The organism is Lacrimispora sp. (assembly GCF_031982545.1).
In the GTDB taxonomy this organism is placed as follows: Bacteria; Bacillota; Clostridia; order Lachnospirales; family Lachnospiraceae; genus Lacrimispora.
The window spans coordinates 87,689-113,648 of the sequence record NZ_DALYXB010000015.1; the positions used below are offsets into that span (position 1 = coordinate 87,689).

General features: G+C 39.8%; 28 protein-coding genes. 2 read left to right on the forward strand and 26 right to left on the reverse strand.

The genetic code is table 11. The features are described 5' to 3' along the window. Positions 1–214: 214 nt before the first annotated feature. The 5 genes from ABS301_RS21770 to ABS301_RS21790 all read right to left on the reverse strand — a co-directional run bounded on the left by ABS301_RS21770 (position 215) and on the right by ABS301_RS21790 (position 5,666). A complete protein-coding gene (locus ABS301_RS21770; RefSeq protein WP_349674207.1) occupies positions 215–817 on the reverse strand; it encodes a hypothetical protein in 603 nt (200 codons plus the stop codon). Positions 818–1,082: 265 nt separating this feature from the next. Continuing rightward, positions 1,083–2,294, reverse strand: a complete 1,212-nt coding sequence (locus ABS301_RS21775; protein WP_349674208.1) for a tetratricopeptide repeat protein — start codon at positions 2,292–2,294, stop codon at positions 1,083–1,085. Positions 2,295–2,385: 91 nt separating this feature from the next. Beyond that, on the reverse strand, positions 2,386–3,468 hold the full coding sequence (locus ABS301_RS21780; protein WP_349674209.1) for a hypothetical protein: 1,083 nt from the start codon (positions 3,466–3,468) through the stop codon (positions 2,386–2,388). Positions 3,469–3,476: 8 nt separating this feature from the next. Then, on the reverse strand, positions 3,477–3,794 hold the full coding sequence (locus tag ABS301_RS21785) for a hypothetical protein (protein ID WP_349674210.1): 318 nt from the start codon (positions 3,792–3,794) through the stop codon (positions 3,477–3,479). 360 nt (positions 3,795–4,154) lie between these two features. Continuing rightward, positions 4,155–5,666 (reverse strand): S8 family peptidase, encoded by a 1,512-nt coding sequence (locus ABS301_RS21790; RefSeq protein ID WP_349674211.1) that lies wholly within the window; start codon positions 5,664–5,666, stop codon positions 4,155–4,157. Between the two features lie 337 nt (positions 5,667–6,003). Here ABS301_RS21790 and ABS301_RS21795 point away from each other — a divergent pair, with 337 nt between their 5' ends. Next, complete coding sequence (locus ABS301_RS21795) at positions 6,004–6,909, forward strand: AraC family transcriptional regulator (protein ID WP_349674212.1); 906 nt, start codon at positions 6,004–6,006, stop codon at positions 6,907–6,909. 64 nt (positions 6,910–6,973) lie between these two features. On the opposite strand, the gene hisIE is transcribed toward ABS301_RS21795, so the two are convergent. From hisIE to ABS301_RS21870, 15 genes are all read right to left on the reverse strand, one after another. After that, positions 6,974–8,263, reverse strand: coding sequence for a bifunctional phosphoribosyl-AMP cyclohydrolase/phosphoribosyl-ATP diphosphatase HisIE (hisIE, locus tag ABS301_RS21800; protein WP_349674213.1), 1,290 nt, complete (start codon positions 8,261–8,263; stop codon positions 6,974–6,976). Between the two features lie 20 nt (positions 8,264–8,283). Continuing rightward, positions 8,284–9,003, reverse strand: a complete 720-nt coding sequence (gene hisA, locus ABS301_RS21805) for a 1-(5-phosphoribosyl)-5-[(5-phosphoribosylamino)methylideneamino]imidazole-4-carboxamide isomerase (RefSeq protein ID WP_349674214.1) — start codon at positions 9,001–9,003, stop codon at positions 8,284–8,286. 11 nt (positions 9,004–9,014) lie between these two features. Then, on the reverse strand, positions 9,015–9,602 hold the full coding sequence (gene hisB, locus ABS301_RS21810; protein WP_349674215.1) for an imidazoleglycerol-phosphate dehydratase HisB: 588 nt from the start codon (positions 9,600–9,602) through the stop codon (positions 9,015–9,017). 10 nt (positions 9,603–9,612) lie between these two features. Continuing rightward, positions 9,613–10,920 (reverse strand): histidinol dehydrogenase, encoded by a 1,308-nt coding sequence (gene hisD / locus ABS301_RS21815; protein ID WP_349674216.1) that lies wholly within the window; start codon positions 10,918–10,920, stop codon positions 9,613–9,615. Then, the gene (gene hisG, locus ABS301_RS21820; protein ID WP_314461044.1) at positions 10,917–11,567 is read right to left on the reverse strand and encodes an ATP phosphoribosyltransferase; all 651 of its coding nucleotides are present in this window, start codon (positions 11,565–11,567) and stop codon (positions 10,917–10,919) included. Before hisG ends, hisD begins: the two co-directional genes overlap by 4 nt. A gap of 11 nt (positions 11,568–11,578) precedes the next feature. Then, on the reverse strand, positions 11,579–12,841 hold the full coding sequence (hisZ, locus tag ABS301_RS21825) for an ATP phosphoribosyltransferase regulatory subunit (RefSeq protein ID WP_349674217.1): 1,263 nt from the start codon (positions 12,839–12,841) through the stop codon (positions 11,579–11,581). A gap of 119 nt (positions 12,842–12,960) precedes the next feature. After that, positions 12,961–13,494 (reverse strand): Holliday junction resolvase RecU, encoded by a 534-nt coding sequence (locus tag ABS301_RS21830; RefSeq protein WP_104436195.1) that lies wholly within the window; start codon positions 13,492–13,494, stop codon positions 12,961–12,963. Positions 13,495–13,496: 2 nt separating this feature from the next. Further along, positions 13,497–14,465, reverse strand: a complete 969-nt coding sequence (locus tag ABS301_RS21835) for an RluA family pseudouridine synthase (protein WP_349674218.1) — start codon at positions 14,463–14,465, stop codon at positions 13,497–13,499. A 24-nt stretch (positions 14,466–14,489) separates the two neighbouring features. After that, positions 14,490–15,059, reverse strand: a complete 570-nt coding sequence (locus tag ABS301_RS21840; RefSeq protein ID WP_349674219.1) for an O-linked GlcNAc transferase-like protein — start codon at positions 15,057–15,059, stop codon at positions 14,490–14,492. Between the two features lie 18 nt (positions 15,060–15,077). Further along, positions 15,078–15,860 (reverse strand): SDR family NAD(P)-dependent oxidoreductase, encoded by a 783-nt coding sequence (locus ABS301_RS21845; RefSeq protein ID WP_349674240.1) that lies wholly within the window; start codon positions 15,858–15,860, stop codon positions 15,078–15,080. Positions 15,861–15,891: 31 nt separating this feature from the next. Beyond that, positions 15,892–17,829, reverse strand: a complete 1,938-nt coding sequence (locus tag ABS301_RS21850; protein ID WP_349674220.1) for a YgiQ family radical SAM protein — start codon at positions 17,827–17,829, stop codon at positions 15,892–15,894. Further along, positions 17,826–18,491: an HAD family hydrolase gene (locus ABS301_RS21855; protein WP_349674221.1), complete on the reverse strand. Its 666-nt coding sequence runs from the start codon at positions 18,489–18,491 to the stop codon at positions 17,826–17,828. Before ABS301_RS21855 ends, ABS301_RS21850 begins: the two co-directional genes overlap by 4 nt. Further along, positions 18,481–19,227 (reverse strand): pseudouridine synthase, encoded by a 747-nt coding sequence (locus ABS301_RS21860; protein WP_349674222.1) that lies wholly within the window; start codon positions 19,225–19,227, stop codon positions 18,481–18,483. Before ABS301_RS21860 ends, ABS301_RS21855 begins: the two co-directional genes overlap by 11 nt. Then, entirely contained in the window at positions 19,227–20,591 is a 1,365-nt protein-coding gene (locus ABS301_RS21865) for an RsmB/NOP family class I SAM-dependent RNA methyltransferase (RefSeq protein ID WP_349674223.1), read from the reverse strand. Before ABS301_RS21865 ends, ABS301_RS21860 begins: the two co-directional genes overlap by 1 nt. A gap of 43 nt (positions 20,592–20,634) precedes the next feature. Beyond that, positions 20,635–21,444 carry a M23 family metallopeptidase gene (locus ABS301_RS21870; protein ID WP_502877995.1) on the reverse strand — a complete coding sequence of 270 codons (810 nt, stop codon included), beginning with the start codon at positions 21,442–21,444 and terminating at the stop codon, positions 20,635–20,637. 52 nt (positions 21,445–21,496) lie between these two features. Here ABS301_RS21870 and ABS301_RS21875 point away from each other — a divergent pair, with 52 nt between their 5' ends. Further along, a complete protein-coding gene (locus ABS301_RS21875) occupies positions 21,497–22,423 on the forward strand; it encodes a nucleoside recognition protein (RefSeq protein ID WP_349674224.1) in 927 nt (308 codons plus the stop codon). Here ABS301_RS21875 and ABS301_RS21880 read toward each other — a convergent pair. The 6 genes from ABS301_RS21880 to ABS301_RS21905 all read right to left on the reverse strand — a co-directional run bounded on the left by ABS301_RS21880 (position 22,380) and on the right by ABS301_RS21905 (position 25,943). After that, positions 22,380–22,961 (reverse strand): HrpE/YscL family type III secretion apparatus protein, encoded by a 582-nt coding sequence (locus ABS301_RS21880; RefSeq protein ID WP_349674225.1) that lies wholly within the window; start codon positions 22,959–22,961, stop codon positions 22,380–22,382. The two genes, ABS301_RS21875 and ABS301_RS21880, sit on opposite strands and share 44 nt — an antisense overlap. Before the next feature lie 19 nt (positions 22,962–22,980). Continuing rightward, positions 22,981–23,469 carry a pantetheine-phosphate adenylyltransferase gene (gene coaD / locus ABS301_RS21885; protein WP_349667817.1) on the reverse strand — a complete coding sequence of 163 codons (489 nt, stop codon included), beginning with the start codon at positions 23,467–23,469 and terminating at the stop codon, positions 22,981–22,983. Between the two features lie 18 nt (positions 23,470–23,487). Further along, the gene (gene rsmD / locus ABS301_RS21890) at positions 23,488–24,051 is read right to left on the reverse strand and encodes a 16S rRNA (guanine(966)-N(2))-methyltransferase RsmD (RefSeq protein WP_349674226.1); all 564 of its coding nucleotides are present in this window, start codon (positions 24,049–24,051) and stop codon (positions 23,488–23,490) included. 142 nt (positions 24,052–24,193) lie between these two features. Beyond that, complete coding sequence (locus tag ABS301_RS21895) at positions 24,194–24,397, reverse strand: alpha/beta-type small acid-soluble spore protein (RefSeq protein ID WP_104436182.1); 204 nt, start codon at positions 24,395–24,397, stop codon at positions 24,194–24,196. 180 nt (positions 24,398–24,577) lie between these two features. Beyond that, the gene (gene udk / locus ABS301_RS21900) at positions 24,578–25,192 is read right to left on the reverse strand and encodes a uridine kinase (RefSeq protein ID WP_349674227.1); all 615 of its coding nucleotides are present in this window, start codon (positions 25,190–25,192) and stop codon (positions 24,578–24,580) included. A gap of 97 nt (positions 25,193–25,289) precedes the next feature. Then, positions 25,290–25,943: a DUF975 family protein gene (locus ABS301_RS21905; protein ID WP_349674228.1), complete on the reverse strand. Its 654-nt coding sequence runs from the start codon at positions 25,941–25,943 to the stop codon at positions 25,290–25,292. Positions 25,944–25,960 lie beyond the last annotated feature (17 nt).

Genomic DNA, 25,960 nt, shown 5'->3' on the forward strand with positions numbered 1-25,960 from the left:
AATCGCCTCTTTTTCAATATATTTCTGGTAACGGCGTATATGAATTCAGCCGGATCCAGTTCTCCTGAAGGTTCTGTATTCTCCGGTAGTATTCTCCAGATCAATCGGAAAAATTACCAGAAAGGACCATTTGGATTTCCTTATTATACCATAAGGGGCTTTTAATGTCTATGCAGCTTCATAATCCACTCTTGAATATGATTCACGCAGATTACTATTCTGTTTCATTGCCGTATAACGCAATCAATTTGGAATTATCTAAATATTCACCCAACATAAATTTCACATTAGGCTCTTTTAAGCTAAACATATCATTCTCTTTTAAAATTTTTTTTATAATAGTAATGTTCCACGTATCCGCTAAATAGTGAAACTTTTGCTGTAACTGTATTAACATATCATTTATTTCATGCCTCAATACGCGGGTCTGTTTATTCAATCTTTCAATAATCTCATTTTCAATGCTATAATAGCAATCAAATATATATTTAAATTCCCATAGTCCTGTGCATTCAATTTCTGAAATACAGTCTCTTGCATCATAGAAATCTATTTTAAAACATGGAGAATGGTCTATAAAGCTTGTATGTAAAAACGATATATATATCCATTTCAGAATCCCTACCTTGCCAGAATCCTGTAATTTTATGTATTGACTGTAAATATTATTAAGTACTATTTTCAGTTCATCAGCATTTTCAGTAATATAATAATCAATTTCTTTATTTATCTTCTGTGAATACCAAAGATAACGGTCATTTACAATAATCTGCACCTCATTTATAACTTTATTTTTTAAATTTACTTCATTAATCAATTATCAAATTCCTCCCTTTGAGAAACTTCAATTCTGTTTTTTATTTTCCACCAATAGATGTAATCAGCCAGCTTACCTATTATTAAAGATTCTACAATCCAAAGCAAATAGTGTTATTACAGAAGAAATGAACCACAATAAAAATCCTTCGACCCACATCAATCGATAAGCAAACCATTATGGACCAAAAAATGCAGCGGCTCTATTAAATTTTTCTTTCTACCTATTTGTTCCATTTTCATCTTAATCCGTTTTCATCACTCTTCTAATTTTTCCATTTTTCTTTTAAGTTGCTCTCTGCCTGTTTAAGCTGTTCCTGATACCAATTTTCATAATCTAAATCTGTTTGTACAAGATTATCGTACACGTATTCTAATATGTCTTTATTCCAACCAGGCGGCGCTTCGAATTTTTCTCTTTGCCAAATGAAATAGGATCTAATAAAACATTTGGCTGATTTCTCAGATTGTTTTAATTGTTCATATGTATTACCAAGTTCAAAGTATAGAGAACTTGCTAATGCAGGATATGAAGAGCATTGTTCTAAAGCTATTTCATAATCATCCATTGCCTTATCATAATTATGATGTAAATAATAAAGTTTACCTCTTCTATAATATGCCTTTAGTATATCATAATGATCTTTTGCCTGCCAGTTTTCTAGAAATTCTATTGACTTATTTGCACATTCTATTGCTTTATCAAAATTATTCCGATAATAAAAATAATTATATGACATCTCTTGATATAGGTTTGCATTCACATAATTATACTGATTTGCTATGTTATTTAATTCTAGTGCTTTTTTCATATAAAAATCACCTATATTATTATTTCCAGAATTATAATTTGCCTTAGCTAAAAGATTATAATTAAATATACCTATTTGTTCATTAGATCCAAATATTTTTTTCTCTTCTTTTATTAGTTTTTTCCCTTCCTTGATAATTTTTTTATAGTTAGTTTCATTGTTTATGTATTTTTCCATTAACATGTTTGAATTTAAAATCAGACGCTTCTCTGAATCTGAAATATTTGTTTCATATGCTTGCTCTGAATAGTTATAAGCCTCATTACTTTTATCTTGTAAAAGGTAGCACGCTGATAAATTGGTGAACACACAAGCTTTCTGTTCTTCTGTTACAGATAAGTTTAAGGCAGTCTCTAAATAACGTTCAGCATCATTAAATTTTCTGAGACGTAAATAAGCAACCCCCAACGCATTTTCTATTTTTACATCACTCTTCATCCCCTTCAATTCTTCTATAGTAGATTTTAAAGTATCCCCATTTCCCTTCAGCTGGGTAACCAAAGTTTTATAAGGTTCTTGTTCAACATCCTCGCAAATCATTAAAATTGTATTATTATCAACGATATACCAGGTATCATCTGGTAGTATGACTGCTTTTTTATGACAGCCTATAAGTATAACACTAATAATTAAAACAAAAATAAAGTATTTCAAATATTTATTCATAATCGAACCTCACACCACTTTAAAATATACTCACTATAATTTATCAAGTAACTTTTCATCTTAATTCTTTCTCTTTCTTTTTTTTAATAAATTAGTACATCAAATCAGTGTATTCTCCTGCTTGAAACATACCATCTTTATAAATTTTATATTTTATTGTAGTTTTATTATCTTCTGGAACTTGTAATAAAAAATTAGATTTTTGTATAGGTCTATAACTTAATGTATTTTCTCCCTCTCTCTCTCCCATGATATTATATGTGCCCTTGAATTGATATTCCTCGCAATATGTGCTTACTGTAACTTTAATTTCCCCCACAAAATTTGCATAAGATTCATAGAGAAGATCCTGAATTATATTGAATATTGTTGCTATATTAGAGTATTGAGCGATTAAATTACCAACTGATTTGTGGATAACTTCGCCCATAATATTTTTTATTAATGGAATATCATCATATAAAGTACTAACAATTCCTTCAAAAGAATCAAAATTATCCCAAGTCAAGAATTCTTCAGATTCAATTATCTCTGCGGATGATATAACAATAGTTAATCCCATTGCAACAAATTTATATGGTCCCCCAACTGATGTTACTACATTTGTAGCTATATCTCTATATTTAGCCTGTTTTAGCACCTCTTTGGCGGGACGTATTGTAATTTCTACATGAGGCGATGGCTTTCGTGCTTTTTCACATTCTTCATTTATAATATACGTGTATCTTTGCTTCTCTGTACCTGATACACTTATTAAAATACCATGAACAATATTAAATGCTTTAATAGCGGAAAATTTGTACTTTTTTTCCGAATATGAATTATATTTTTCATATATATAATCTTCCGCCTCACTAAGTAAATCTATAATATTAGCCTCAATCCTGCCTCTGCTGACTTCTACCCAACTTCCATTCTGTACTACTTTAATAATACCGCCACATCTACAGACCAAAAAAGAATCCTCAGTAACAACCGCTCGCTCATAAATATTACTTCTTAACTTTTCTATTTCTGTACTTAGTGTATTAAAATCAATACAATTTCTCTGTAGTTCCTGCTCCAACTTACTTCTTTTATCTTCAATTCCATGTCTTCTAGCAATAGTTTCAAAACCCTTTATACTTGTTAAGGCAACAGAGGCCTTATTTTTTAATTTACTGATTTCAGACAATACAGCATCTATATCATCAATATATACAAAATCTGAATTATTAACTCGTAGCTAGAAGATATACATTTAAGCTTTATACGACATTCTTCTCCTTTAAATATAAATCTTGATTCTTGTATGATTCCTGTAAATACAGGGATTTTTACTCCTTCTTCTTCACAGATAAGGGACATTTTCTTCCCAATTAAATCACTGTGACTTTCATCGGTTATATTATCCATCAATCCTTCTAATTTGAGAAAGGCATGTTCGTTCATTTCTGCGTTCATCTCAAAATTCAATACTTGATTTAATTCTACTGCACCTGTCACAAATATCTTATCCATACTTATCCCAACCAATATGATGCCCCTTTGCATAAATAATCCCGTTACTAAAATCACACCTAATTAATCACTTTTAGTTGGTATGTATCTACTAATATTTACCATTTTACGACATTAATTTCAACCCAAGTGCCAAAATTGTACACGTTAGCTTCCAAAATTGTACTTTGCACAGTCGAAAGAGCCAACCTTCCATTATTATGAGAGGTTGACTCTTTCGATATAGTTTCTGAATCTGTAGATCTCAGGGCATATTATTCCGGTCTAAGTTCCATATTGGCATTGATACCCATACAGTACATCTGCTGCACTCCTACAGCTCTGATGTCCTCAAAATGATAGACCGTCATCAGCTTTTGCCTAATTATTTACACGCATTTCATATGCTTTTGAAACAGCTTTAAATGCATTGACTCTCCCATGACCGGTATAATTATCAAAACCTTTGGCGCCAATGTCATCTGCAGTATTTCGGATTATTTCTTCGACTTCACTTGCTTTTAGTTCTGGAGCAACGGAAAGCACAAGTGCTGCAACTCCTGCAACATGGGGGGTCGCAGCAGACGTACCGTTAAAATCTTCTACGTAATTATTAGAACTATAGCCGTCCTTATTCATAATATCAGTTGTGAAAATATGAACACCCGGGGCTGCTACATCAACTTCCGGACCATAATTACTACCCCAGAAATATTCGCCGTCTCTACTTGTCTTACTTTTTCTTTCACCGTACTCATTACATGCTGCAACAGTTATAACATTATCTAATCTACCAGGATAAGAAACGCTGCTATCATCATTGCCAGCTGCAAAACAAACAACGCAGCCTTTTCCGTTTCGGCCATTTCGTTTGGCATAATTTATTGCATTTGTAATTGTTTGGCTGTCTTCTCCGCCTCCCCAGCTGTTACTAAGGACATCCGCTCCTCTGTCCACAGATTTAACAATTCCATCTGCAATTTTTGCATCATCAGTAACCCATAATCTTTCGCCTCCTTCCATAACTCCATATGCAATTCTTATCCCCATTATTTTACATTCCGGAGCCACGCCGGCAATTCCTTTATTATTATTACTTTTTGCGGCCGCTATGCCTGCACAAGCAGTTCCATGGGCATCAGCACTTTTAGGAGTTGGATCATTACGCTTGTAACAGGCATCATACCCGGTTACCAATTTATCAGATACATTTAAATCTTCATGTTTGTAATCCACACCTTCATCAATGATAGCAATAATAATATCTTTATTTCCTTTCGTAATTTCCCATGCTTTTGAAATATGGATGTCTTCACCTGGAATTCCTCCAGTTTGCCCAGTATTGTTAAGAGCCCACTGCTTGTTTACATATGTATCATTACTTATTGCTGCCATAGGCTTTAGCAACCGAACAAAATTAGGCTGTGCATATATTACCTTATCGTTTTCATGATAAGTATTTGCCATCTCCAATGCACTTACTGCTTTACCTTCTGTAGTCTCAACAAGATATGAATTCTCCTCCCAATTAATATTTTCGATAATTTTAACATTATTAGAATCATTAATATTATTAATTTCTTCTCTTGTCACATCTGGTTTAAACTGGATAATAAACTGATTTGTAAGAATCATTGGTGTTTTATCTTCTGCTTCTAATACCAGAATATCATCATCTTCTCGCTGTGTTTTGCTTGTAAATGAAGTGGTTTTTGAAACTTGACTAATTGTCTCTAATATAATACCATTTTTCAAATCAGTCATTTTAGGTTTTAGGTTAGAGGTTAAAGATTTGTATTTACTTTCCATATAACCATTCTCTTTAGATGCCCGATATGATTCAGATTTTTTTAAGGTTATTTTTTTTCCATTGCTCCAATAATTAAATTCCATAATAATTCTCCTTCTATTATTTTTGAATTTGCAAATTCAATAGTAAGAAAGAAAAATTATGTTATATTTGTAAACTAGAAACATCTTTAAATTGTAAGTATTGATATAATGTAGAATTTTAGAGATATGAATCATTTTGAATTCATTGTATTTTTTACTATTTCAATTGATAAAATTCTAAGACTAAAAAAATAGATATGTGACTCTCATCACCCAAACTATTTCTCATTGTAATCCCATTAATATACATTTATAATAATTATACAAAATCTGTATATACATTGCATAGCAAACCACGATTTAATCCCTTATGATAGGAATTACGGAGGAACGAAACATGAATAGCAGTAAAACTTTTGATGATGTAATACAATACCTTGAGAAAAGCATTACCGACGGTTCTGAAATCGATTATAACGAGATTTCCAATATAGCTATGAGTCCGGCAGCTCTGTTCCAGCGCATTTTTATTTTCGTTTCGGGTATCAGCATTGCCGATTATGTAAGAAAACGCAGATTAACATTAGCCGGATATGATTTAAAAAACAGTGATATTACCGTTTTGGATGTAGCAATTAAATATGGCTTTCACTCCCATTCTGCCTTTTCACGGGCATTTAAAGAGCACCATGGAATTACACCATCAGAAGCCAAGTCTGATACTGCTAAACTGAGTAATTATCTTCCGATTAATTACCTGGAAATGAGATTTATAGGAGGGAAACGGATTATGGCAGATATGAAAAAGATTATTTACAAGGAAACAAAAGAACGCCTGATGGTAGGTCTGGGTCGAGAGACATCATTTTTTGAAGCAGGGAACGTATGGAAAGAATTTTTTGAAGGGGATGCAATCCAAAAACTGGGTTCTATTTCCGATTCAACCTGTTGCGAAGATATTGACCCCAATGTGGGCATCGGTATGATGTATAATTTTAAAGATATGAATAATTTTGAATTCATTATTGGAGATTTCATAAATATAAACACCGAAATTCCAGAAGGTCTGACCGCGAAACATGTTCCCGCAGGTTTAACTGCCCACATTCAGATTGAAGGAAGCAATGTTGCAGAAATAATCGATTCGGCATATTTACTAATCACGGAAGCCATTGAGAAAACCGGTAAACAAATTGATCAGGAACATTTCTACTGGTGTGAAGTATACACAAACGAACGTTATTGTGAGCCTTTAAACCGGGGGGAAAAGGTTATTATTGATTATATACTTCCAGTTATATAAACAGATAAATGGTACCTTAACAGGTTAACCTGTTAAGGTACCATTTACCCTTAGTGATCCCTTATTAACGATTGGCCAGCTCTCTGGTAATATCCTCCCAGGTCACTCCCTTTTGCGCCATCAGAACCATCATATGATAAAGAAAATCAGAAATCTCATACTTCACTTCTTCAGAATTAGGATTTTTCGCAGCAATAATAATTTCCGTCGCTTCTTCACCCAGTTTTTTTAAGATCTTATCAATGCCTTTGTCAAAAAGGTAATTGGTATAAGAGCCTTCCTTTGGATTTTCCTTTCGGTCAAGAATGACTTCAAAAACTTCCTCAAACACTTTAAGCGGATTGGAGTCCTGGTATTCTTTCTTTACCAGTTCCTGATAAAAACAGCTTCTGGAACCTGTATGACAGGCAGCTCCAATCTGATTTACCTTGGCAAGAAGGGTATCGTTGTCGCAATCAAGAGACAGTGATTTTACATACTGATAATGACCGGAAGTTTCGCCTTTCAGCCAGAGATTTTGACGGCTTCTGCTGTAATAAGTCATCAGTCCGGTTTTTATTGTTGCTTTAAAAGCTTCTTCATTCATATATGCCAGCATGAGAACTTCACCGGTTCGGTAATCCTGGGTAATAACAGGAATCAGTCCGTCTCCATTTAATTTAAATTCAGAGAATTCTATGGAACTTTCAAATGTTTCCACTGCAATTCCCTGTATTTTCAATTCCTGTTTCATCTCCATACAGCCGGTTTTTCCATCAGAAATGCCAATGATTCCTGCAATGTTCTCTCTTTTTAAAGCATCTGCCAGGAAAAAAGAATCGTCACTAAGTCCGGTAATAATAAATACCTCTTCCCGTGCAGATACTTCATCAAGCCCCTCTTCTGAAAGGACCCCATCTCCTAAGATCATAACAGAGGCTCCCAGCTGTGCGTATTCTTCCGTATGAGACAGATAGGATATGTGGGGTAAATATGCATAAATCTTATCGTCTCCAAAACGGTCGGATGCTTCCTTCATCATATCTACATTTTCTTCCAGACTCACATCAAGAAAAGCCGCTTTGGCACCAGCATACAAATATTTTTTTACATCTTCCAGACGTTTTACCTTTCCGCCTGCAAGGATAGGAATATCTGAAACCCTTCCAATCTCTTTCATCAGTCCGATGGTGCGTTCATGATCTGCTTCCGTTTCTGAAATGTCATAAAGAAAAAGTTCATCTGCTCCATTATCTCCAAAAAAGCAAGCCAGAGAAAGAGGACGTTCCTCATAACAGACGGACAAATCATCAAGTCTCCATGCTTTCCCTTCCCGTATTCCGAAACCTGCAATTAATTTTTTACATTCCATCATATTTCCTCCCTTGATGGTCTTTACAGTTCAAAGGTCTTAACCGCCTCCGCAAGATCAATCCGCTTTTCATACAGGGCTTTTCCGATAATTGCACCCTGAACGCCTGCTTCGTATAATTGTCTTAAATCTTCCATGGAAGACATACCGCCGGATGCGATTACATCAAGACCTGTTTCATCAGTCAGCTTCTTTGTGTATGCCACGTTCGGTCCGGAAAGCATTCCGTCTCTTGAAATGTCAGTATACACAATGTGGCGGATGCCGTATTCCTTCATCTGAGAGCAGAGATTTGAGGCTGTGATTTCGCTTACTGTTTCCCACCCATCAACCGCCACCATTCCATCCTTCGCATCCACCCCTAACACGATCCGGTCAGCACCAAACGTTTCAATCATATCACGTATAAACTCCGGCTGCTTTACCGCCTTTGTTCCGATAATTACCCGGGCAACCCCTAAGGAAAGCATGGAAGCAATGGCCTTTTCACTGCGAATCCCGCCGCCGATCTCTACAGGAATTGTAACCGTATTCACAATTTTGCGTATTACTTCCTCATTAACCGAATGTCCGGCCAGCGCGCCGTCTAAATCAACCAGATGAAGATAGGTAGCGCCCTGTTCCTGCCACAGTGCTGCTATTTCTTCCGGTTTGTCAGAATATACGGTAATCTCTTTAAATTCACCTTGCTTTAAACGAACACATTGTCCATTCTTTAAATCGATTGCTGGATAAAGCTGCATATGGGTTCTCCTTATAATGTACCTTTTGTAGACAAAACGCCGGTAATCCGTGGATCCGGTAAAGTGGCATCATCAAGCGCCTTGGCAAATGCCTTAAATACTCCTTCAATAATATGATGATTGTTATCCCCTGAAAGCTTTCTGATATGAAGATTCATTTCGGCAGAATAGGATACGGCATAAAAGAACTCCTTCACCATTTCTGTTTCAAAATCTCCTACCCGCTCTGCAGTTAAAGGAACATCAAACCCCAGATAAGGCCGGCCGGATAAATCCACAGCGCACAAAATTAAAGTCTCATCCATAGGCAGTATCATACTCCCGTAACGTTTTATAGACTTTTTATCTCCCAGTGCTTCCTGAATGGCTGCTCCCAGGACAATTCCCGTATCTTCAATGGTATGGTGGGTATCCACTTCCAGATCTCCCTTAACCATCAGCTCCAGATCAAAAAATCCATGACGGGCAAAGCTGTTTAACATGTGATCAAAAAAACCGATGCCGGTATGAATATTAGCAATTCCGCTCCCGTCAATATTAAACTTCATCTGAATATCGGTTTCTTTGGTTATTCGAGATATCACTGCACTTCGTCCCATATTTTCCCCTCTATTCCTGGTTTTCATCCTCTTCAAACCGTATTTTCACCGAATTGGCATGGGCTGTCAGCTGCTCTGCCTGAGCGAAGAAGTCAATCTCCTTGTATACATCTGCCAGTGCCTCTTTGGAATAGTAAATAATACTTGATTTTTTGATAAAGTCGTCTACACTGAGAGCTGAGAAGAATCTCGCGGTACCATTAGTCGGAAGAACATGATTTGGTCCTGCAAAATAATCTCCCAAAGGCTCAGAACTGTATTCACCGATAAAAATGGCGCCTGCATTATGAATCCTGGTCATGTCCTCAAACGGGTTTTTCGTTACAATCTCAAGATGCTCCGGCGCAATCTCATTGACTGCGGAAACCGCATCCTTCATATTATCCGCCACAAGAATGCAGCCGTAATTGTCCAGTGATTTATTAATAATCTCAGATCTGGAAAGTTTTGAAGCCTGCAGTCTCGCCTCTTTTGAAACCTTTTCAGCCAGCTCCATGCTGGTAGTTACAAGAATTGCAGAAGCAAGCTCATCATGCTCTGCCTGGGACAACAGGTCCGCTGCCACGAACCTTGGATTCGCACTTTCATCTGCAAGCACTAAAATCTCGCTGGGTCCGGCAATGCTGTCAATGCTGGCATGGCCGTAAACTGCTTTTTTAGCCAGTGCCACAAATATATTACCGGGACCTACGATTTTATTAACCCTTGGAATGGACTCCGTACCAAAAGCCAGAGCAGCAATTGCCTGGGCTCCGCCTACCTTATATACTTCAGTAGCCCCTGCAAGATAAGCAGCCGTCAGCGTAACCGGATTTACCTTTCCATCCTTACCGGGAGGCGTTACCATAACGATCCGTCCCACGCCCGCCACCATGGCTGGTATAATATTCATCAGAACAGACGACGGATAAGCTGCCTTCCCACCTGGAACATACACACCCGCGCTCTCAAGCGCAGTTATCTTCTGGCCGAGAATGGTTCCGTCCGGTTTGCTGTCAAACCAGCTGTACTGTCTCTGTTTTTCGTGGAACAACCGGATATTATTCATGGATTTTTCCATGACTTTCAAAAGCCTGGGATCTACGGATTTTACCGCTTCCTGGATTTCCTCTTTCGTTACCCGGATATTGGTTTCGTTCACTTCTGCTTTGTCAAATTCTCTGGTATAGGCAAAAACTGCTTTGTCTCCCTCTTCCTTTACCCGTTCTACAATCTCCTGAACGGTTTTGGCATAGGAATCGTATTGGTTGGGATCTCTCTTTAACAATCCGGAAAGAATATTCTGTTTGGATGTCTCATCTAATTTTACAATCTTCATTGGTTTTCCTCCTGCAGCAAAAGTCTCAAATCACGAATCAGCTTTGTGATCCTGTCATTTTCCCGCTTCATGCTCACCTGGTTCACCACCATCCGGGCAGAGAGGGGGCAGATCTCTTCCAGTACCGTAAGGCCGTTCTCCTTTAAGGTCGTTCCTGTTTCCACAATGTCAACGATAACCTCAGAAAGACCAACGATGGGAGCCAGCTCAATGGAACCGTTCAGCTTAATGATCTCCACAGTCTGATGTTTTTTATTATAAAAATAATCCTTGGCAATAGCCGGATATTTGGTTGCTACACGGATTCGCTCATGGTGCTTTAGAAGTTCACTGGCTGACTGGGGGCCGCAAACGCACATACGGCAGTTTCCGATTCCCAGATTCATCACCTCATAAAGCTTTCGTCCCTCTTCTAAAATCGTATCCTTTCCGACGATGCCGATGTCCGCAGCACCATATTCTACATAGGTGGGAACATCACTGGCTTTTGCCAGGAAAAAACGAATTTTAAGCTCTTCATTGGTAAAGATCAGCTTACGGGAGTCCTTATCTTTCATCTCTTCACAGGTGATTCCGATCCGTTCGAACATTTCAAGTGACTGCTTGGCCAGACGCCCTTTTGCCAGGGCAAATGTCAGATATCTCATACGTACCCCCATTATTTTAAGTATTCTGAAAGCGGAACCACATCCATACGCTTTAAGTCAAGATTGATTACAGTTACCGATATTCCTTCCTGATCCAGATACAATAAATTCTTTAAGTCCCGCCGCATGGCATATTCTTTATAAGCTTCTATGGAACGTTCCGGCTTCTTACACTGCAGCTGAACCGGAACCTTTAAATTGCGAAAATGTCCGGCAAGAGAAATGGCATTTTTTCTTGATTCCTGCTCATAAAGAATCATGGTGTTCGTCATGGAAACCTCTGTCTCAATCTTCTGTCTGCTTAAAGCCAGCAAAAGTTCATCCACAGAAATACCAAATCCCACAGCTGGGGAATCTTTCCCAAATTGTTTTAAAAGGCTGTCATACCGGCCTCCGTTTACAATATAATCCCCGGTCCCATACGTATATGCCTTAAATATAATTCCGGTATAGTACTGATACTGGCTGAGCATTCCAAGATCATAGGAAACGTAATCAGAAAGTCCGTAATGATCTAGAATCCGGTTCACTTCTTCCAGACGGCTGATGGCCCTTAACGCCCGCTCATTGGAAGTCAGCTCCCTGGCAGCCTGTATCTGCTCCAAAGAACCAAAAAGCTCAGGCAGCTTTAAAAACACCTGTTTTAACTCCTGGGAAATAGGCTGGGTCATGACTAATTCTTCCACACCAAAATAATTCTTATTTTCAATCAGTTCCCGAAGAGTTTCTTCCATCTCCTCATCCATACCTGCTTCTTCCAAAAGCCCTTTAAAGAAATCTACCTCTCCCAGTTCCACCTGAAACTCAGTCAGTCCTGTTGATTTCAGTGCCTGAATTACCATTGCCAGAATTTCTCCATCTGCATCCGCTGAATCATCACCAATTAACTCAACACCAGTCTGGCTGGCTTCCTTCAGTCTTCCCTGATAGCTGGAATTGTTGATAAAGGTACGTTCCACATAACAAAGCCTGATTGGCATATCCTCATCCAGAAAATACTTGGCTGCACATCTGGCGATGGCTGGCGTTTCATCGGGCCGAAGTACCAGAGTGTGGTTATCCCGGTCAAAAAACTTGAACATTTCCTTTGCTTTTACACTTCCTCTTGACTCATTAAAGATATCAAAAAATTCAAAGGTAGGGGTTTCTATATCCTGATAACCGCAAAGGTGAAACTCTTTCAACATCTTTTCCTGAATGACTGCTTTTCTCGTACACTCTATTCCATAAATATCCCGGACACCATCCGGTGTATGTAACAGTTTATTAGCCATAACAACCTCCAACCGTTCAAGAAATTATATTTCATGTAAATCTGTTTTAATCTACTTTCATATAGTAAAGTGATAATTTAATAACGTGTAGTTTATTATAGGCGAGAACTGTATTCTTGTCAATCTCTTCTATCCAAATCTTTTTGTATCAGTTCCAGATAATGAATCAGAATATCTCTGCAGCTGGATATTTTCCAGGTCTTATCCAGTTCCTCATAGGTAAAGCTTTTTCTTCCCCCTGCCTCCATTCTTTGAAAATAACATTGAATCTGGTCAAAGGGAAGGTAATAAACTTCATTTTTATGAGTATAGGATACGATAATAAATGCGATTCCGCCCTGTTTCTCAAATTCCTCCATAAAAGTAACCTGATGCGGGTGAATATTCTGCAGCGGAAATGTTTCAGAAGCACATTCCTTTGCATCAAAGCAGACAGGAATCCCCTGAACTGCACCAATATAATCCACCGTACTTTTCTGGTCAAAATAAGCCAGGGTAATATGTCTGCTTTCTTTATCAATGGAAATAGGTGTAATGGGAGTGGGGATTTTCTGAATCAGAGCCAGTCCTTTTTCCCGATAGCTGTCATTGCTCCGGTTAATCAGTTCCTCTAACGTCGAACCTCTCAACCCTCTTGTTTTCCAGGTTCCCATCTTTATTCCTGCCTCCATTCCCTGCATATGGCAGAATAAACAGGTGGAAGAGGTGCGGTAAATTCTTTTCCTGACAGATAAGAAAGTGGCTCCGGAAGCTGGGGTAATACCAGCTGATAGGAATGAAGAAGCTGTGACTGTACTCTGTAAAGCCTCTTCGCTTCTTCATTTACCCTTTTATCTCCGTATTTATAATCTCCTACGATCGGATGCCCAATGGACGCCAGATGAGCCCGGATCTGATGGGTACGCCCAGTGATCAGCGTCACCCTTAACAGCGTATAGTCTCCGTAATAATCTAATGGCACATATTCTGTCGAGATTGGCACGCTGTCTTTAAATTCGCTGGTACGGACAGTAACCTGATTGGTCTTTTCATCCTTTGATAGAAACCCGGTAATCATCTGTTTCCCAGCCACGTGCCCTTTCACCACACACTGGTAATACTTGTGAATGGATCTGTCCTTAAACACCTCTGACATGATCTGGAGACCAGCCAGGGATTTTCCTCCCACTACAAGACCGCTGGTATTCCGGTCCAGCCGGTTACAGACAGAAGGACGGAAACTTTTTAACTGTTCTGTGGATAACTCGCCTTTTGTAAGTAGGTAATCAATCAGATATTCCACAAGTGATTCATCGGAATCCTTAGCTTTTTGTGACAGCATTCCTGCAGGTTTATTAATCAGAATAATATTTCCATCTTCATATATGATATTTAATTTAATCTTACTTACCTTGGGAACCTTTACCTGGGAAAATTTTTCAATGGTCTCATCGGAAAGAAACAGTTTGATCTCATCTCCCTGGGAGAGCTTTTCAGAACCGTCGCATTTTTTTCCATTTAAAGTGATGTTCTTTTTCCGCATCATCTTATAAAGAAAGCTTTTCCCTGCAAGATTTAAATATTTGGACAGCAGCTTATCAAGCCGCTGCCCTGCTTCATTCGTTGATACAATCACAGACTGCATAATGGTTCCCTCTTTTACTGAATTTTACATGGACAGGCTCTTTAACAGGGTAACTGCCTGATCAGATCTGTCGTTTTCTTCACTTTTTTCTTTTGGTTTCAGACTGCTTAAACGCTTAAAAAAGGAATTTTCATCAAAAATCACTTTTACATTATAATCCAGCTTATGCTGGTTCAGCATCTGTTTTATATATTGTTCCGCTTTGCCCGAATCCGTCTTGTCTGCAGTGCAGTAAGCATAGACTTCCCCCGGCGTGACCAGTATCACATCCATTGGCAGGAGCCGTTCCTTGGATGAAATAATAAGATCATACAAAAGGACTCCCTTTTCTTCATAGGCAGAAGCCTTTTTTTCAAGCATTGGGGATAAAGACCGGTACTTGAAAGAGGCAAACAGAGGTGCTGCTATATTAGCCACTGGCAGGACAGAAAGGATTGCCATCACAGTTAACGTATTCTTAGAAGCAGTACTGTCAGCAAATTCTCTGAATATTAACTGAATGATGATGAGAACTGCCCCGATCAATACCTTTAACAGTTCTTTCTTTTTGTGGTAATCCCGGTAACCTGACTGCCCTTTTAAGCATCGTTTCACTTTCGTACCCCTCTTTCTTTATCTTCGGTTGTCCACTACCCGCATAAATCCTTTCATAAAACGGAGTATGATGGAATGGGGAACTGTCTTACATAAAAGCCGGAAAAACTTCATGGTGGTTCCGTAAACAGAGACCGGCCTTCCCATCATACTGTCACGTAAGGCCAGCCGCACTACCTTTTTAGGATCAGCCATTACTATCTTTTTATAGAAAGGAATTCTGTCAGTCGCCTCGGCGACATCAAAAAATTCCGTTCTGACAGGACCAGGGCAAACGGCTGTTACAAGAATTTTTCTTGGTTTAAGTTCCTCATTTAAGGCTCTGCTGTAGCTTAAAACAAAGGCTTTCGTTGCAGCATAGATGGCAAAGCCAGGCTGGGGCAGAAACGCGGCCGCAGATGCAAACTGTATGATCCTGCTGTTTTCCGACATATAGGGAAGTACCATATGGGTCACTGCACAAAGTGCTCTGCAGTTTAAATCCACCATTCCCAGTTCATCATTTAAATTAATGGAACCTGCCGCACCGATCTTTCCATAACCAGCAGCATTGATCAGCCATTTTACCTCTGGTTTTTCTTCAAATAAAACATCCTGCAGACACCCAAGTCTGCTGTCATCTGTTAAATCAATGGCAAATGATCTTACCTTCACCGGAACAAGAGGAGATAATTCTTCAATCCGCTCCTGCCTTCTGGCGATTGCCCAGATCTCTCCGATGCCGCCAAAGCGGTCGGCGATCTGCATGATAAACTCTCTTCCCATACCGGAAGACGCTCCTGTTACGATAGCTACCTTCATCATGATCCCTTCTTTCAATCAGATATCCTTATTATTTTTTAGTTGATTTCCTATGAACATTGCGGATGGTCTTTTTCTTTCGGTCCTTCTGACCTCCCGCCGGGCTTTCCGTCCTTTTCCCATTTCCATTATCTTTTCCCGTTTTCCCCTGGGAAAAACCAGGTTTAAAACCATATTTGGGGCGAATCAGGCATTTCTTATCAAAACCAATTAAATCAGTTCTGCCAGCTTTCGTTAATGCCTCTTCCACCAGCTCATAGTTCTTTGGATTCCGGTATTGGATTAATGCCCTCTGCATTGCTTTTTCATGGGGATTGGTGGGAACATAAACCGGTTCCATGGTTCTGGGGTCATAGCCTGTGTAATACATACAGGTGGAAATGGTAGAAGGCGTAGGATAAAAATCCTGAACCTGCTCCGGCATGTATCCAAGATCCCTTAAATACTCGGCAAGCTCAATGGCTTCCTTTAATCCCGATCCCGGATGGGAGGACATTAAATAGGGAACCAGATACTGTTTTAACCCAAGACGTCCGTTCATATCGTTGTATTCCTTTACGAACTTACGATAAACATCATTTCTTGGTTTTCCCATTTTGCTGAGAACATTGTCCGCTACATGCTCCGGTGCTACCTTTAACTGACCGCTGACATGATATTCACAAAGCTCTTTTAAGAATTTCTTGCCCGGATCTGCAAGCACATAATCAAAACGGATTCCTGAACGGATAAATACTTTCTTTACCCTGGGTAAATTTCTTAACTTTCTCAAAAGCTCTATATAATCGGAATGATCTGCCCTTAAATTCTTACAGGGTTCCGGGAACAGACACTGCTTATTGGGACAGGCTCCTTTCCCGATCTGCTTTTCACAGGCTGGATAACGGAAATCCGCGGTGGGACCGCCCACATCATGGATATAGCCTTTAAAATCTGGTTCGTCGGTCAGCCATTTCGCTTCCTCAATCAGGGAATCATGACTTCTGGCCTGTATAATCCGTCCCTGATGGAACGTAAGGGCACAGAAGCTGCATGCTCCGAAACAGCCGCGGTTGCTGATAAGACTGAACTTAATTTCTCTGATCGCCGGTACTCCGCCCAGTTCTTCATAGGAAGGGTGATAATTCCTCATATAAGGCAGGGAATAAACCCGGTCCATCTCCTCTGTCGACAGCGGTTTTGCCGGTGGATTCTGAACCACGTATAAATTGTCCTTGTAGGGTTCCACAAGACGCTTTCCGATAAAAGGATCTGTATTGCCATACTGAATATAATAGCTCTTTGCATACTCCAGCTTATCTTTTTTCATGCTGTCATATGATGGAAGAACCTGTGCATCATACACCGATTCCAAGCTGTCTGTTTTGTAAACCGTTCCCTCTACAAAGGTAATATCCCGGATGTCAATGCCGCTGTTTAAGGCATCTGCGATTTCAACAATGGATTTTTCCCCCATTCCATAGGAGATTAAATCTGCCTGAGAATCAATCAAAATGGAGTGCTTCAGTCGGTCTGACCAGTAATCATAATGAGCGAGACGCCTTAAACTGGCTTCAATTCCTCCGATTATAACAGGCGCTTTCTTATAAACAGAGCGAATGAGATTGCAGTAAACCGTAGTGGCATAGTCCGGACGCTTTCCCATGACTCCTCCGGGAGTGTAGGAATCCTGCTGACGCTTTTTCTTGGAAACAGAATAATGATTCACCATAGAATCCATATTTCCCCCGGAAACCAGAAATCCAAGCCTTGGCTCACCAAGAACAGAAATGCTTGATGGATCTTTCCAGTCAGGCTGCGCTATGATTCCCACCTTATATCCATGTGCCTCTAACAGACGGCTGATTATGGCGTGTCCAAAGGACGGGTGGTCTACATAGGCATCCCCTGTTACATAGACAAATTCACATTGTTTCCACCCCCGGATATTCATGTCCGCCCTGGTGATCGGTAGATAGTCGTGCATCATGATTGAACTCCATTTCTTTCTAATAGCTGATAATAATCGTAAATAAAATAATCGGCAAGTTCCCGCTTTTCTGCTTCCATTGCTTTGGAAAATCCGTCATCTATGGCACAGACTGTCATTCCGGCACGTTTCCCTGCCAGTATTCCTGCCGGTACATCTTCAAACACCAGACACTGTGACGGTATGACATTAAGCTCCTTTGCCACCTTTAAATAAATATCCGGTGCAGGCTTCCCTGCCGCTACCTCACAGGAAGTAGCTACCACATTAAAATACTTCCCGATTTTTAAGGAATCAATCACCGCATCCACCATCTCTCTGCCGTTGCTGGTAGCAATTCCCATGGAAAGACCCTGGGATGCCAGATAAGCCAGAAATTCTCCTGCTCCCGCTTTTAAAGGGACTTCATTCTTATATTTATCCAGAGACATATCTGTCCATATCCCTTTGATCTCTTCCAGAGATTCTGTAAGCTTAAAACGCTCTTTAAAATAAAAGGCAGTTTCTGTAAAGCTCATTCCTTCAATCTCTTTTTCTAAATCTTCCGGACAGGGAATTCCCCTGCTTCCTAAAAATTCTATATCAATGGATTTCCACATCCACATGGAATCCACCAGGGTTCCATCCAGATCAAAAATCACGGCTTTTTTCTCATTTAACATCTTTTGTTTTTTCTTCCTTTCCATGGCGCTTTAATAAGTCAATCTCTTCTCTTGTAAGTGGGCGGTAATCTCCAGGCTGTAAATTCTCATCCAGCTTTAAACTTCCCATAGAGAGTCTCTTTAAGTATACCACACTGCACCCCAGCGCTTCAAACATTCGTTTTACCTGATGGAATTTTCCTTCCCTGATGGTAAGAAGTATGGTGGATGGGTTTCCATATTCCAATATTTCAAGACTGGCAGGCATGGTTATAGTTCCATCTTCCAGTTCCACTCCCTCTTCCATACGCTTCGCTGCATCTGCAGGAATCTCTCCGTCTATTTTAGCATAGTACACCTTATCCACATGCTTTTTTGGAGATAAAAGCTGATGAGCCAGATCTCCGTCATTGGTTATAAGAAGCAGGCCCTCTGTATCAATATCCAGTCTTCCTACCGGGAACAAATCTCCCCGTTTTCGATCGGTAATTAAGTCAATCACTGTCTGATACCGTTTATCTTCCGTAGCCGATACAACTCCTTGGGGCTTGCACAGCATATAATATTCAACTTCTGCATAGGAAATCGTTCTTCCGTCAACAGCAATCACATTCTGGTCCGGTATAATTTTACGCTCCGATTTTTTCTCTGGAATTCCGTCAACGGTAATTCTGCCTTTTCTTGCCATCTCTTTGATCTGACTTCTTGTTCCTTCTCCCATTTCAGTTAAATATTTATCTAATCGAATCTCTTTCATCACTGCCACCGCCATCCTGGATAGTATTTATTTTTAAGGGTATCGCCATTGCCTTTTGCAAATCCCAGCGGAAATCCGTCTACGCAGATTAAGCACCAGCCCTTTATTCGTTCATCTGTTTCTGTTAAAAAAACAGTTTCTCCTTTTAGATACCGGATCACTCTCTCATCTTCTTTTTGAAATGATAGAGTTTGTTTAAATTCCTTCATTTTTAAAGACTGAGCCAGCGCCTGAGAAGGTTCAAACCGTTCTTTTTTCATCTCTCCAAGGAAAAGGCCTGTTCGCAGATAACGGAGTTTTCCTCCGTTTTCCGGAAAATATTCCGGAAGATAATACACGCAGTCATTCTTTATCTCAATGCGGGAGCTGATGAGGGGTTTTGATATCAGGGAAAGAAACTGGGAAAGCTCTTTTGGAAGCTCTTTTTCCTTTTTCCTACCGGTCTTTGTTTCTTCTGTCCCAACAGATCCGCCCTTTTTCCTTAAAAGTGCCATAAAATGGCCCTCTCCCTTAATTTTATGGGGAAACAGACGCAGGCAGCCTGACAGACCGATTCCGTCGCAAGCTCCTTCAAACAGCGGCAGCTTTACCAGTTCCATATCAGTATGGTTATCCAGGATCAGACGGATGATATCTTCATTTTCACAAATGGAGAAGGTACAGGTGGAGTACATCATAAGTCCGCCGGGAGCCAGCATATCCACTGCATGTCCAACGATTTCTTTCTGAATTGCGCAGTAGTATTCCGGCCCATGCTCTTCATAGCTTTTTACCATGTCTGCATCTTTTCGAAACATCCCTTCTCCGGAACAGGGTGCATCCACAAGAATTTTATCAAAGAAACCAGTAAATGTGGTTTTTAACTTTTGAGGTTCCTCGCTGGTAACGCAGATATTTTCGATTCCCCACAGCTCCAGATTTTTCAACAGTGCACGTGCCCTGGAATTACTGATATCATTAGAGACCAGGAGCCCCTTACCTTTTAACTTTGCCCCAAGTTCCGTGCTTTTGCCTCCCGGAGCTGCGCAAAGATCCAGAACCTTATCACCCGGCACGATTGGAAGCATATGTGCCGGTGTCATGGCGCTGGGCTCCTGCAGATAATAAAGTCCGGCGTAATAATAAGGATCCTTTGCAGGACGCTGTTCTCCTTTATAATAAAATCCGTTGCTGATCCAGGGAACAGGGTTAAGCTTTAACGATGTCATTTCCACAAACGCTTGGGGGGAAACCTTCCATGTATTGACCCGCAGTCCGTACAGCCGTTCTTCCTCAAAGCTTTTTAGATAGGCCTTGTGGTCCTCTTCTCCCAGCAAGTCCTTCATTCTGTTTAAAAATTCTTCCGAAATCTTGATTTCTTTCACTTTTTTACTCCCATTTCATCTCTATGTAAGCAATCTTAATATACTAATATGAATATTTCAACCGGTATTTCTCCAGATATTTTAATACCCAGTATGGGTTTACACTCATCTCTTCGTTGTTGTCCGTCCGGATATAGATTCCCAGATGAAGATGTACATCAAAATTGCCAGTAGTTCCTTCAACTTTACTGTATCCGGTATCACCCATAAATCCCAGCAGTTCTCCTGCAGTAACCTTATCACCTTTTTTCCACTCCTTGCTGTAACTGTAGAGATGGGCATAGTATAAATATGCCCCTCCAGGAGCCCGTATCCCCAGCCGCCAGCCGCCTTTTTCCAGCCAGCCCACCTTTTCCACCACTCCATCGCTGATACTGATAACGGGATACGTTCCTCTTGGTTTTGTGTTCCCCATCACATCACAGCCTTCATGTCCCCGCTCTCCGCCATAGCTGCGGCTTTCCATCCAGCCGTTTTGAAATTTCACATCAGGAAAATCAGGATTGGCATTTTCAGGTATCGGAAAATACTTTAAATCACCCAGTATGATTTCATATGCCTTTTTTAATTTCCGGTACTCTGCAGGCTTTATTTTTAAAAGTCTGTCGGTATGTACGGTTAAATCCTTCACCTTTGTTAAATCGTACTGATGCTCTACCATCAGGGAAGTAAGAGTATCGTAGTCGATCTCATTTAAGTCGGCAACTATATTTCCAAGCTGCATACTTCTGAAATCATCACTTTCCCAGGTATAGGCATTCAGCTGATAAAACGTCGGATTATTATACAGATAATCAATCATGGTCACATGAAATACAGAAAGGATCAGGATTAAAAAAACAATCACCATCATATCAATCTTGCCTTCTCAATATAATTGTATAAAACAATCTATTCAGGTGCGTATGAAAAAATCCTTTTTCCGTTTTCTTTCTGTAGCCGCACTCTTTGCTCTGCTTCTTTTTCATGATACCGCATTTGAAGGAGCCAAAAGCGGACTGATTCTCTGGGGCAGCGTGGTAGTGCCCACACTCCTGCCGTTTATGGTCTGTTCCAATGTAATTGTTTCCCTAAATGCCATACATATTCTGATTTTTCCGGTCAGACAGCTTCTGCAACGTTTCTTCTGTCTGTCTGATGCCGGGTGCTATACCTTTGTCTCCGGACTGCTCTGCGGCTATCCCATGGGTGCTAAAACCTGCAGTGAATTTATGGATGCCAACCGGATTACACAAAAGGAAGGAAAATACTTATTAGCAATCTGCAATCACCCCAGTCCCATGTTTCTTTTGGGATATGCAGCCTCTGGTCTGCCAAAGAGTGTTCCGGTCTGGATGCTTCTGCTTTGCATTTATGCCCCAGTCATACCAGTAGCACTGGCAGCCCGGTTCTGTTACAAGGTGGATCGTCCGTTCCGCTCCATGCCGGTTTCAAAAGAATCTGTAAAGTCCTTCGATGAAAGCCTTATGGGTTCCTGTGAGGTAATGGTAAAAATCGGCGGATATATTATGCTTTTTTCCATCCTGGCTTTCTATATTACAAAGCTTCCTGTTCTTTCTCCCGAATATAAAGCCGTACTTCTTGGTTTTGTGGAAATCACCACAGGAATCCAGGCTGTTTCCCATGTATTCTCCGATACTATGGGAGGTTTATGGATCAGCGGGGCTACTGCATTCGGAGGTTTATCCGGTGTGTTTCAGACAAAGAGTGTCATAAAAAATGCCGGATTATCCATCCGGCACTATGTAGCATGGAAAGCAATACACACTCTCCTGACAATTCTACTGTTTATTCTGCTGACCTGTTTTCCAATCCTTCTTCCGTCTGCATGACAGCTCCTGTCAGTTCCTGACGGTTAGAAGAAACAATATCGTAGCTTGACTGCATGGAAGTCATAAAAGCGTCAAAACGCCCCTGTGCGCCCTCCATGGAGTGACTGATGATCGTCTGCAGACTCTTTAACATATCATCTGTATATTGAACAGAGCTTTGACGAATGCCGTTTGCATCGGCAACAGCCTGTTCAACAATCTGCTGAGCCTGAACCTGGGCCTGTTCAATAATCTCATTGGCCTGGGCATAAGCTTTTTGCATAATCTCGTGTTCATTTACCAGTTCATTGGTCTGGGCATTGGCCTGGGCTAAAATGGAATCTGCCTGCTGACGTGCTTCGCCCATGATGGCATCCCTGTTGCTGATAATCTTCTGGTACTGCTTGATCTCATCCGGAATTCGAAGGCGAAGTTCCACCAGCAGTTCTTCCAGTTCATCTTTGTTTACCACAATCTTACTGTTAGAAAGGGGCTGGTACTTACAACTGTCAATATATTCTTCGATTTCACCGATTAACTGTTCAATTCTGCTCATCATAATACGGACACTCCTTGCTTTATTTCGTTCTATCTTCTATTTTTTTCCTTACACGTTCTGCAATTTCTTCCGGCACAAACGCGTTTATCTCACCGCCATAAGAGGCAATCTCCTTCACAATACTGGAACTTAGATAGGAATACTTTAAATTCGTTGTTAAAAACACAGTATCCACCTCAGGTGCAATCACCCGGTTTGTCTGTGCAATCTGTAATTCGTATTCAAAATCTGTTACAGCGCGAAGTCCGCGGACTACCGCATCCGCCTGATTGGCTCGTACAAAATCTATCATCAGCCCGCCAAAGGATTTTACTTCAACATTAGCAAAATTACTAGTCAGGCTCTTTAACATATTAACACGTTCTTCTACAGAAAACAACGGAGTTTTTGAATAATTATTTAAAACCCCGATAATTAAATGGTCACACATTCTTGCCGAGCGCTCAATGATATCAAGATGGCCAAAGGTCACCGGATCAAAGCTTCCCGGATAAACTGCTTTTTTCATATGGTTACTTCCTTTTATTTATTCTTTTCCTGTTCTTTTAACAAACACATGCTTATTTGTTTTGTAGTTCTTCTCCTTCATAATCTCGTAGCCCATAGAGTTAAGATAATCAAAATCGGTATCCAGGGACGCTTCAATAATGATGGTAGTTTCTTCTCCAATCAGAGATGAATCCGTGAAATATTCCAGAACTTTCTTTTCCCATTCCATACGGTATGGGGGATCCATAAAGACTACATCAAACTGATAGTCTTTGCCTTCCAGCCGCTTCGTTGCAGTCAGTACATCGCAGTTCATCACCATGGCATCGGTTTCCAGCCTGGTGGTTTTTAAATTTTCCCGGATGCATTCTGCCGCTTTGGGGTTTTGTTCCACAAAAACTGCCAGCTTTGCTCCCCTGCTTAGTGCTTCTATTCCAATCGCTCCGCTTCCAGAGAATAAATCGAGAAAGCAGCAGTCGTAAATACTGTCATGTATCATATTAAAAAGTGTTTCTTTTATCCGGTCGGTTGTCGGTCTTGTATCCAGACCTTCTATTGTCTTTAAAATAAGCCTTCTGGCTTTTCCAGCAATTACTCTCATTATATTACGTTCCTCACATTATTTTTCCAAACTATTATAGTATGAATACGGAAATTATACAACAAAAAAAAGAAAGGAGCTGCAGCCCCTTTGTAATCAAATGAATGATTACTGGCTGTAGCTCCTTTTGAATTGTTACAGATTATTTACCTGCAATCTGTCTTTCATAGGCTTCGATCATTTTCTTAACCATATATCCGCCTACGGAACCATTCTGTGCGGAAGTTAAGTTACCGTTGTATCCATTGGTTAACGGTACACCTAATTCGTTTGCTACTTCCATTTTGAAACGATCCATTGCTTCTTTTGCCTCTGGTACATTTGTAGTGTTAGATTTTCCTGACATAATAAAATGCCTCCTTTTCATCTATTCACCATGTTCGTAAATCTTTTTTCATGGTGTGTTTTGTGCTACACTCCTATTATGGCTTTAATAAGGTGAAATACACTAGAAGGTTTTTCGTAAAATGTTATTTTCAGGAAAAAAATGAACCACTTCATGTTATTTATGATGCTGCAAAGCAAATCAGCCCTCGTTTAGTATCTTTTCTATATTTGTTTTGACCAGCTGGAAGGCCACTTCATTCATGCCGCTGTTAATAATTACGTCAGCCAGAGGCTTTGTTGGTTCCACATAAAGATAATGCATGGGCTTTACCGTGGTTAAATACTGTTCCACAACTCCTTCAATATCTCTGCCCCGGTCTTTTACGTCACGGATTACCCTGCGTAAAATTCTCTCGTCTGCATCCGCCTCAACAAAAATCTTAATATCAAACATATCTCTTAAGCGCTCATCAGCAAAAACTAATATTCCTTCAACTAAAATAACCTTTTTAGGCTCTACTTTAACGAACTTGTCAGAACGATTGTGTTTGGAATAATCATAAATCGGACACTCCACTGACTCTCCGTTTCGCAGTGCAGCCAGCTGATTGAGCAAAAGTTCTGTCTCAAATGCTTCCGGATGATCGTAATTCATCTTTTTTCTTTCTTCAAAAGGAACCCCATCCTGCCGCTTATAATAATTATCATGGTAAAGAACTGCTATATTATCACAAAATGCATCTTTCAACCGGTTGGTAAATGTTGACTTTCCTGAACCGGTACCTCCGGCAATTCCTATTATAATACAATTCATCTTCTGCAATCCTCCACTAATCTGGTTCTGTACACACAAAAATTATTTTATCAGAAAGACCGGATGAATTCAATGGTTTTTCTCTCTGTATCTGTTCTTATTCTTTTATTTCATTATAGTAATTTGCCAGGGTCACAGTCATATAGGGATATACATAAATATAAGCGAGTGAGCATGTGACAAGCGCCAGTAAATGCCACAGGATAAAGGACAATTCCAAAACAAAATATTCCCATAATCGCCCGTCCATCATATCTTTGCTCTCTTCAATGCACTGGAAAATACCTTTTTCCGGATTTTCAACCATAATAAAGATTGCCTGAGAATACCTTAGTGCAGCTATTATACCTGGAATGAGGAGCAATAGTGACCAAAGAGTGACAAACACTCCTATCATAAAATAAAGACCAAATGCTTTTAAAAAGTAGGAAGCACTGGAAAATAAATCACCATAAGACATGGATTCGTCACGTTTTGACACTTTTAAACAGTAAGACTGATAACCGAATTCCAACAGCGTATTAATAATTAAATATACGATTAAGAAAACAATACTAAATAGGATATACGACCGCCACTGATCGGCTCCTGCGTGACTGCTTTCCAGTATTTTCTGCCATTTATCCAGAAACATCTGAATCACTGATAATACCGTAAGAATGATACCCATAATTACAGTAACCAGATATGGGCTTATTAATGCCTGTTTCATGGCATTTTTAGCATCTGCCTTTAACGCTTCTCTGTTCATACTGCTGCCTCCTGATT

What these genes read in the sequence shown, in the direction of transcription:
- ABS301_RS21775 (WP_349674208.1), bottom strand. Translation starts at nt 2,294, where the DNA reads ATGAATAAATATTTGAAATACTTTATTTTTGTTTTAATTATTAGTGTT.
- ABS301_RS21785 (WP_349674210.1), bottom strand. Translation starts at nt 3,794, where the DNA reads ATGGATAAGATATTTGTGACAGGTGCAGTAGAATTAAATCAAGTATTG.
- ABS301_RS21790 (WP_349674211.1), bottom strand. Translation starts at nt 5,666, where the DNA reads ATGGAATTTAATTATTGGAGCAATGGAAAAAAAATAACCTTAAAAAAA.
- ABS301_RS21795 (WP_349674212.1), top strand. Translation starts at nt 6,004, where the DNA reads ATGAATAGCAGTAAAACTTTTGATGATGTAATACAATACCTTGAGAAA.
- hisIE (WP_349674213.1), bottom strand. Translation starts at nt 8,263, where the DNA reads ATGATGGAATGTAAAAAATTAATTGCAGGTTTCGGAATACGGGAAGGG.
- hisA (WP_349674214.1), bottom strand. Translation starts at nt 9,003, where the DNA reads ATGCAGCTTTATCCAGCAATCGATTTAAAGAATGGACAATGTGTTCGT.
- hisB (WP_349674215.1), bottom strand. Translation starts at nt 9,602, where the DNA reads ATGGGACGAAGTGCAGTGATATCTCGAATAACCAAAGAAACCGATATT.
- hisD (WP_349674216.1), bottom strand. Translation starts at nt 10,920, where the DNA reads ATGAAGATTGTAAAATTAGATGAGACATCCAAACAGAATATTCTTTCC.
- hisG (WP_314461044.1), bottom strand. Translation starts at nt 11,567, where the DNA reads ATGAGATATCTGACATTTGCCCTGGCAAAAGGGCGTCTGGCCAAGCAG.
- hisZ (WP_349674217.1), bottom strand. Translation starts at nt 12,841, where the DNA reads ATGGCTAATAAACTGTTACATACACCGGATGGTGTCCGGGATATTTAT.
- ABS301_RS21830 (WP_104436195.1), bottom strand. Translation starts at nt 13,494, where the DNA reads ATGGGAACCTGGAAAACAAGAGGGTTGAGAGGTTCGACGTTAGAGGAA.
- ABS301_RS21835 (WP_349674218.1), bottom strand. Translation starts at nt 14,465, where the DNA reads ATGCAGTCTGTGATTGTATCAACGAATGAAGCAGGGCAGCGGCTTGAT.
- ABS301_RS21845 (WP_349674240.1), bottom strand. Translation starts at nt 15,860, where the DNA reads ATGAAGGTAGCTATCGTAACAGGAGCGTCTTCCGGTATGGGAAGAGAG.
- ABS301_RS21850 (WP_349674220.1), bottom strand. Translation starts at nt 17,829, where the DNA reads ATGATGCACGACTATCTACCGATCACCAGGGCGGACATGAATATCCGG.
- ABS301_RS21855 (WP_349674221.1), bottom strand. Translation starts at nt 18,491, where the DNA reads ATGTTAAATGAGAAAAAAGCCGTGATTTTTGATCTGGATGGAACCCTG.
- ABS301_RS21860 (WP_349674222.1), bottom strand. Translation starts at nt 19,227, where the DNA reads ATGAAAGAGATTCGATTAGATAAATATTTAACTGAAATGGGAGAAGGA.
- ABS301_RS21870 (WP_502877995.1), bottom strand. Translation starts at nt 21,444, where the DNA reads ATGATGGTGATTGTTTTTTTAATCCTGATCCTTTCTGTATTTCATGTG.
- ABS301_RS21875 (WP_349674224.1), top strand. Translation starts at nt 21,497, where the DNA reads ATGAAAAAATCCTTTTTCCGTTTTCTTTCTGTAGCCGCACTCTTTGCT.
- ABS301_RS21880 (WP_349674225.1), bottom strand. Translation starts at nt 22,961, where the DNA reads ATGATGAGCAGAATTGAACAGTTAATCGGTGAAATCGAAGAATATATT.
- coaD (WP_349667817.1), bottom strand. Translation starts at nt 23,469, where the DNA reads ATGAAAAAAGCAGTTTATCCGGGAAGCTTTGATCCGGTGACCTTTGGC.
- rsmD (WP_349674226.1), bottom strand. Translation starts at nt 24,051, where the DNA reads ATGAGAGTAATTGCTGGAAAAGCCAGAAGGCTTATTTTAAAGACAATA.
- ABS301_RS21895 (WP_104436182.1), bottom strand. Translation starts at nt 24,397, where the DNA reads ATGTCAGGAAAATCTAACACTACAAATGTACCAGAGGCAAAAGAAGCA.
- udk (WP_349674227.1), bottom strand. Translation starts at nt 25,192, where the DNA reads ATGAATTGTATTATAATAGGAATTGCCGGAGGTACCGGTTCAGGAAAG.
- ABS301_RS21905 (WP_349674228.1), bottom strand. Translation starts at nt 25,943, where the DNA reads ATGAACAGAGAAGCGTTAAAGGCAGATGCTAAAAATGCCATGAAACAG.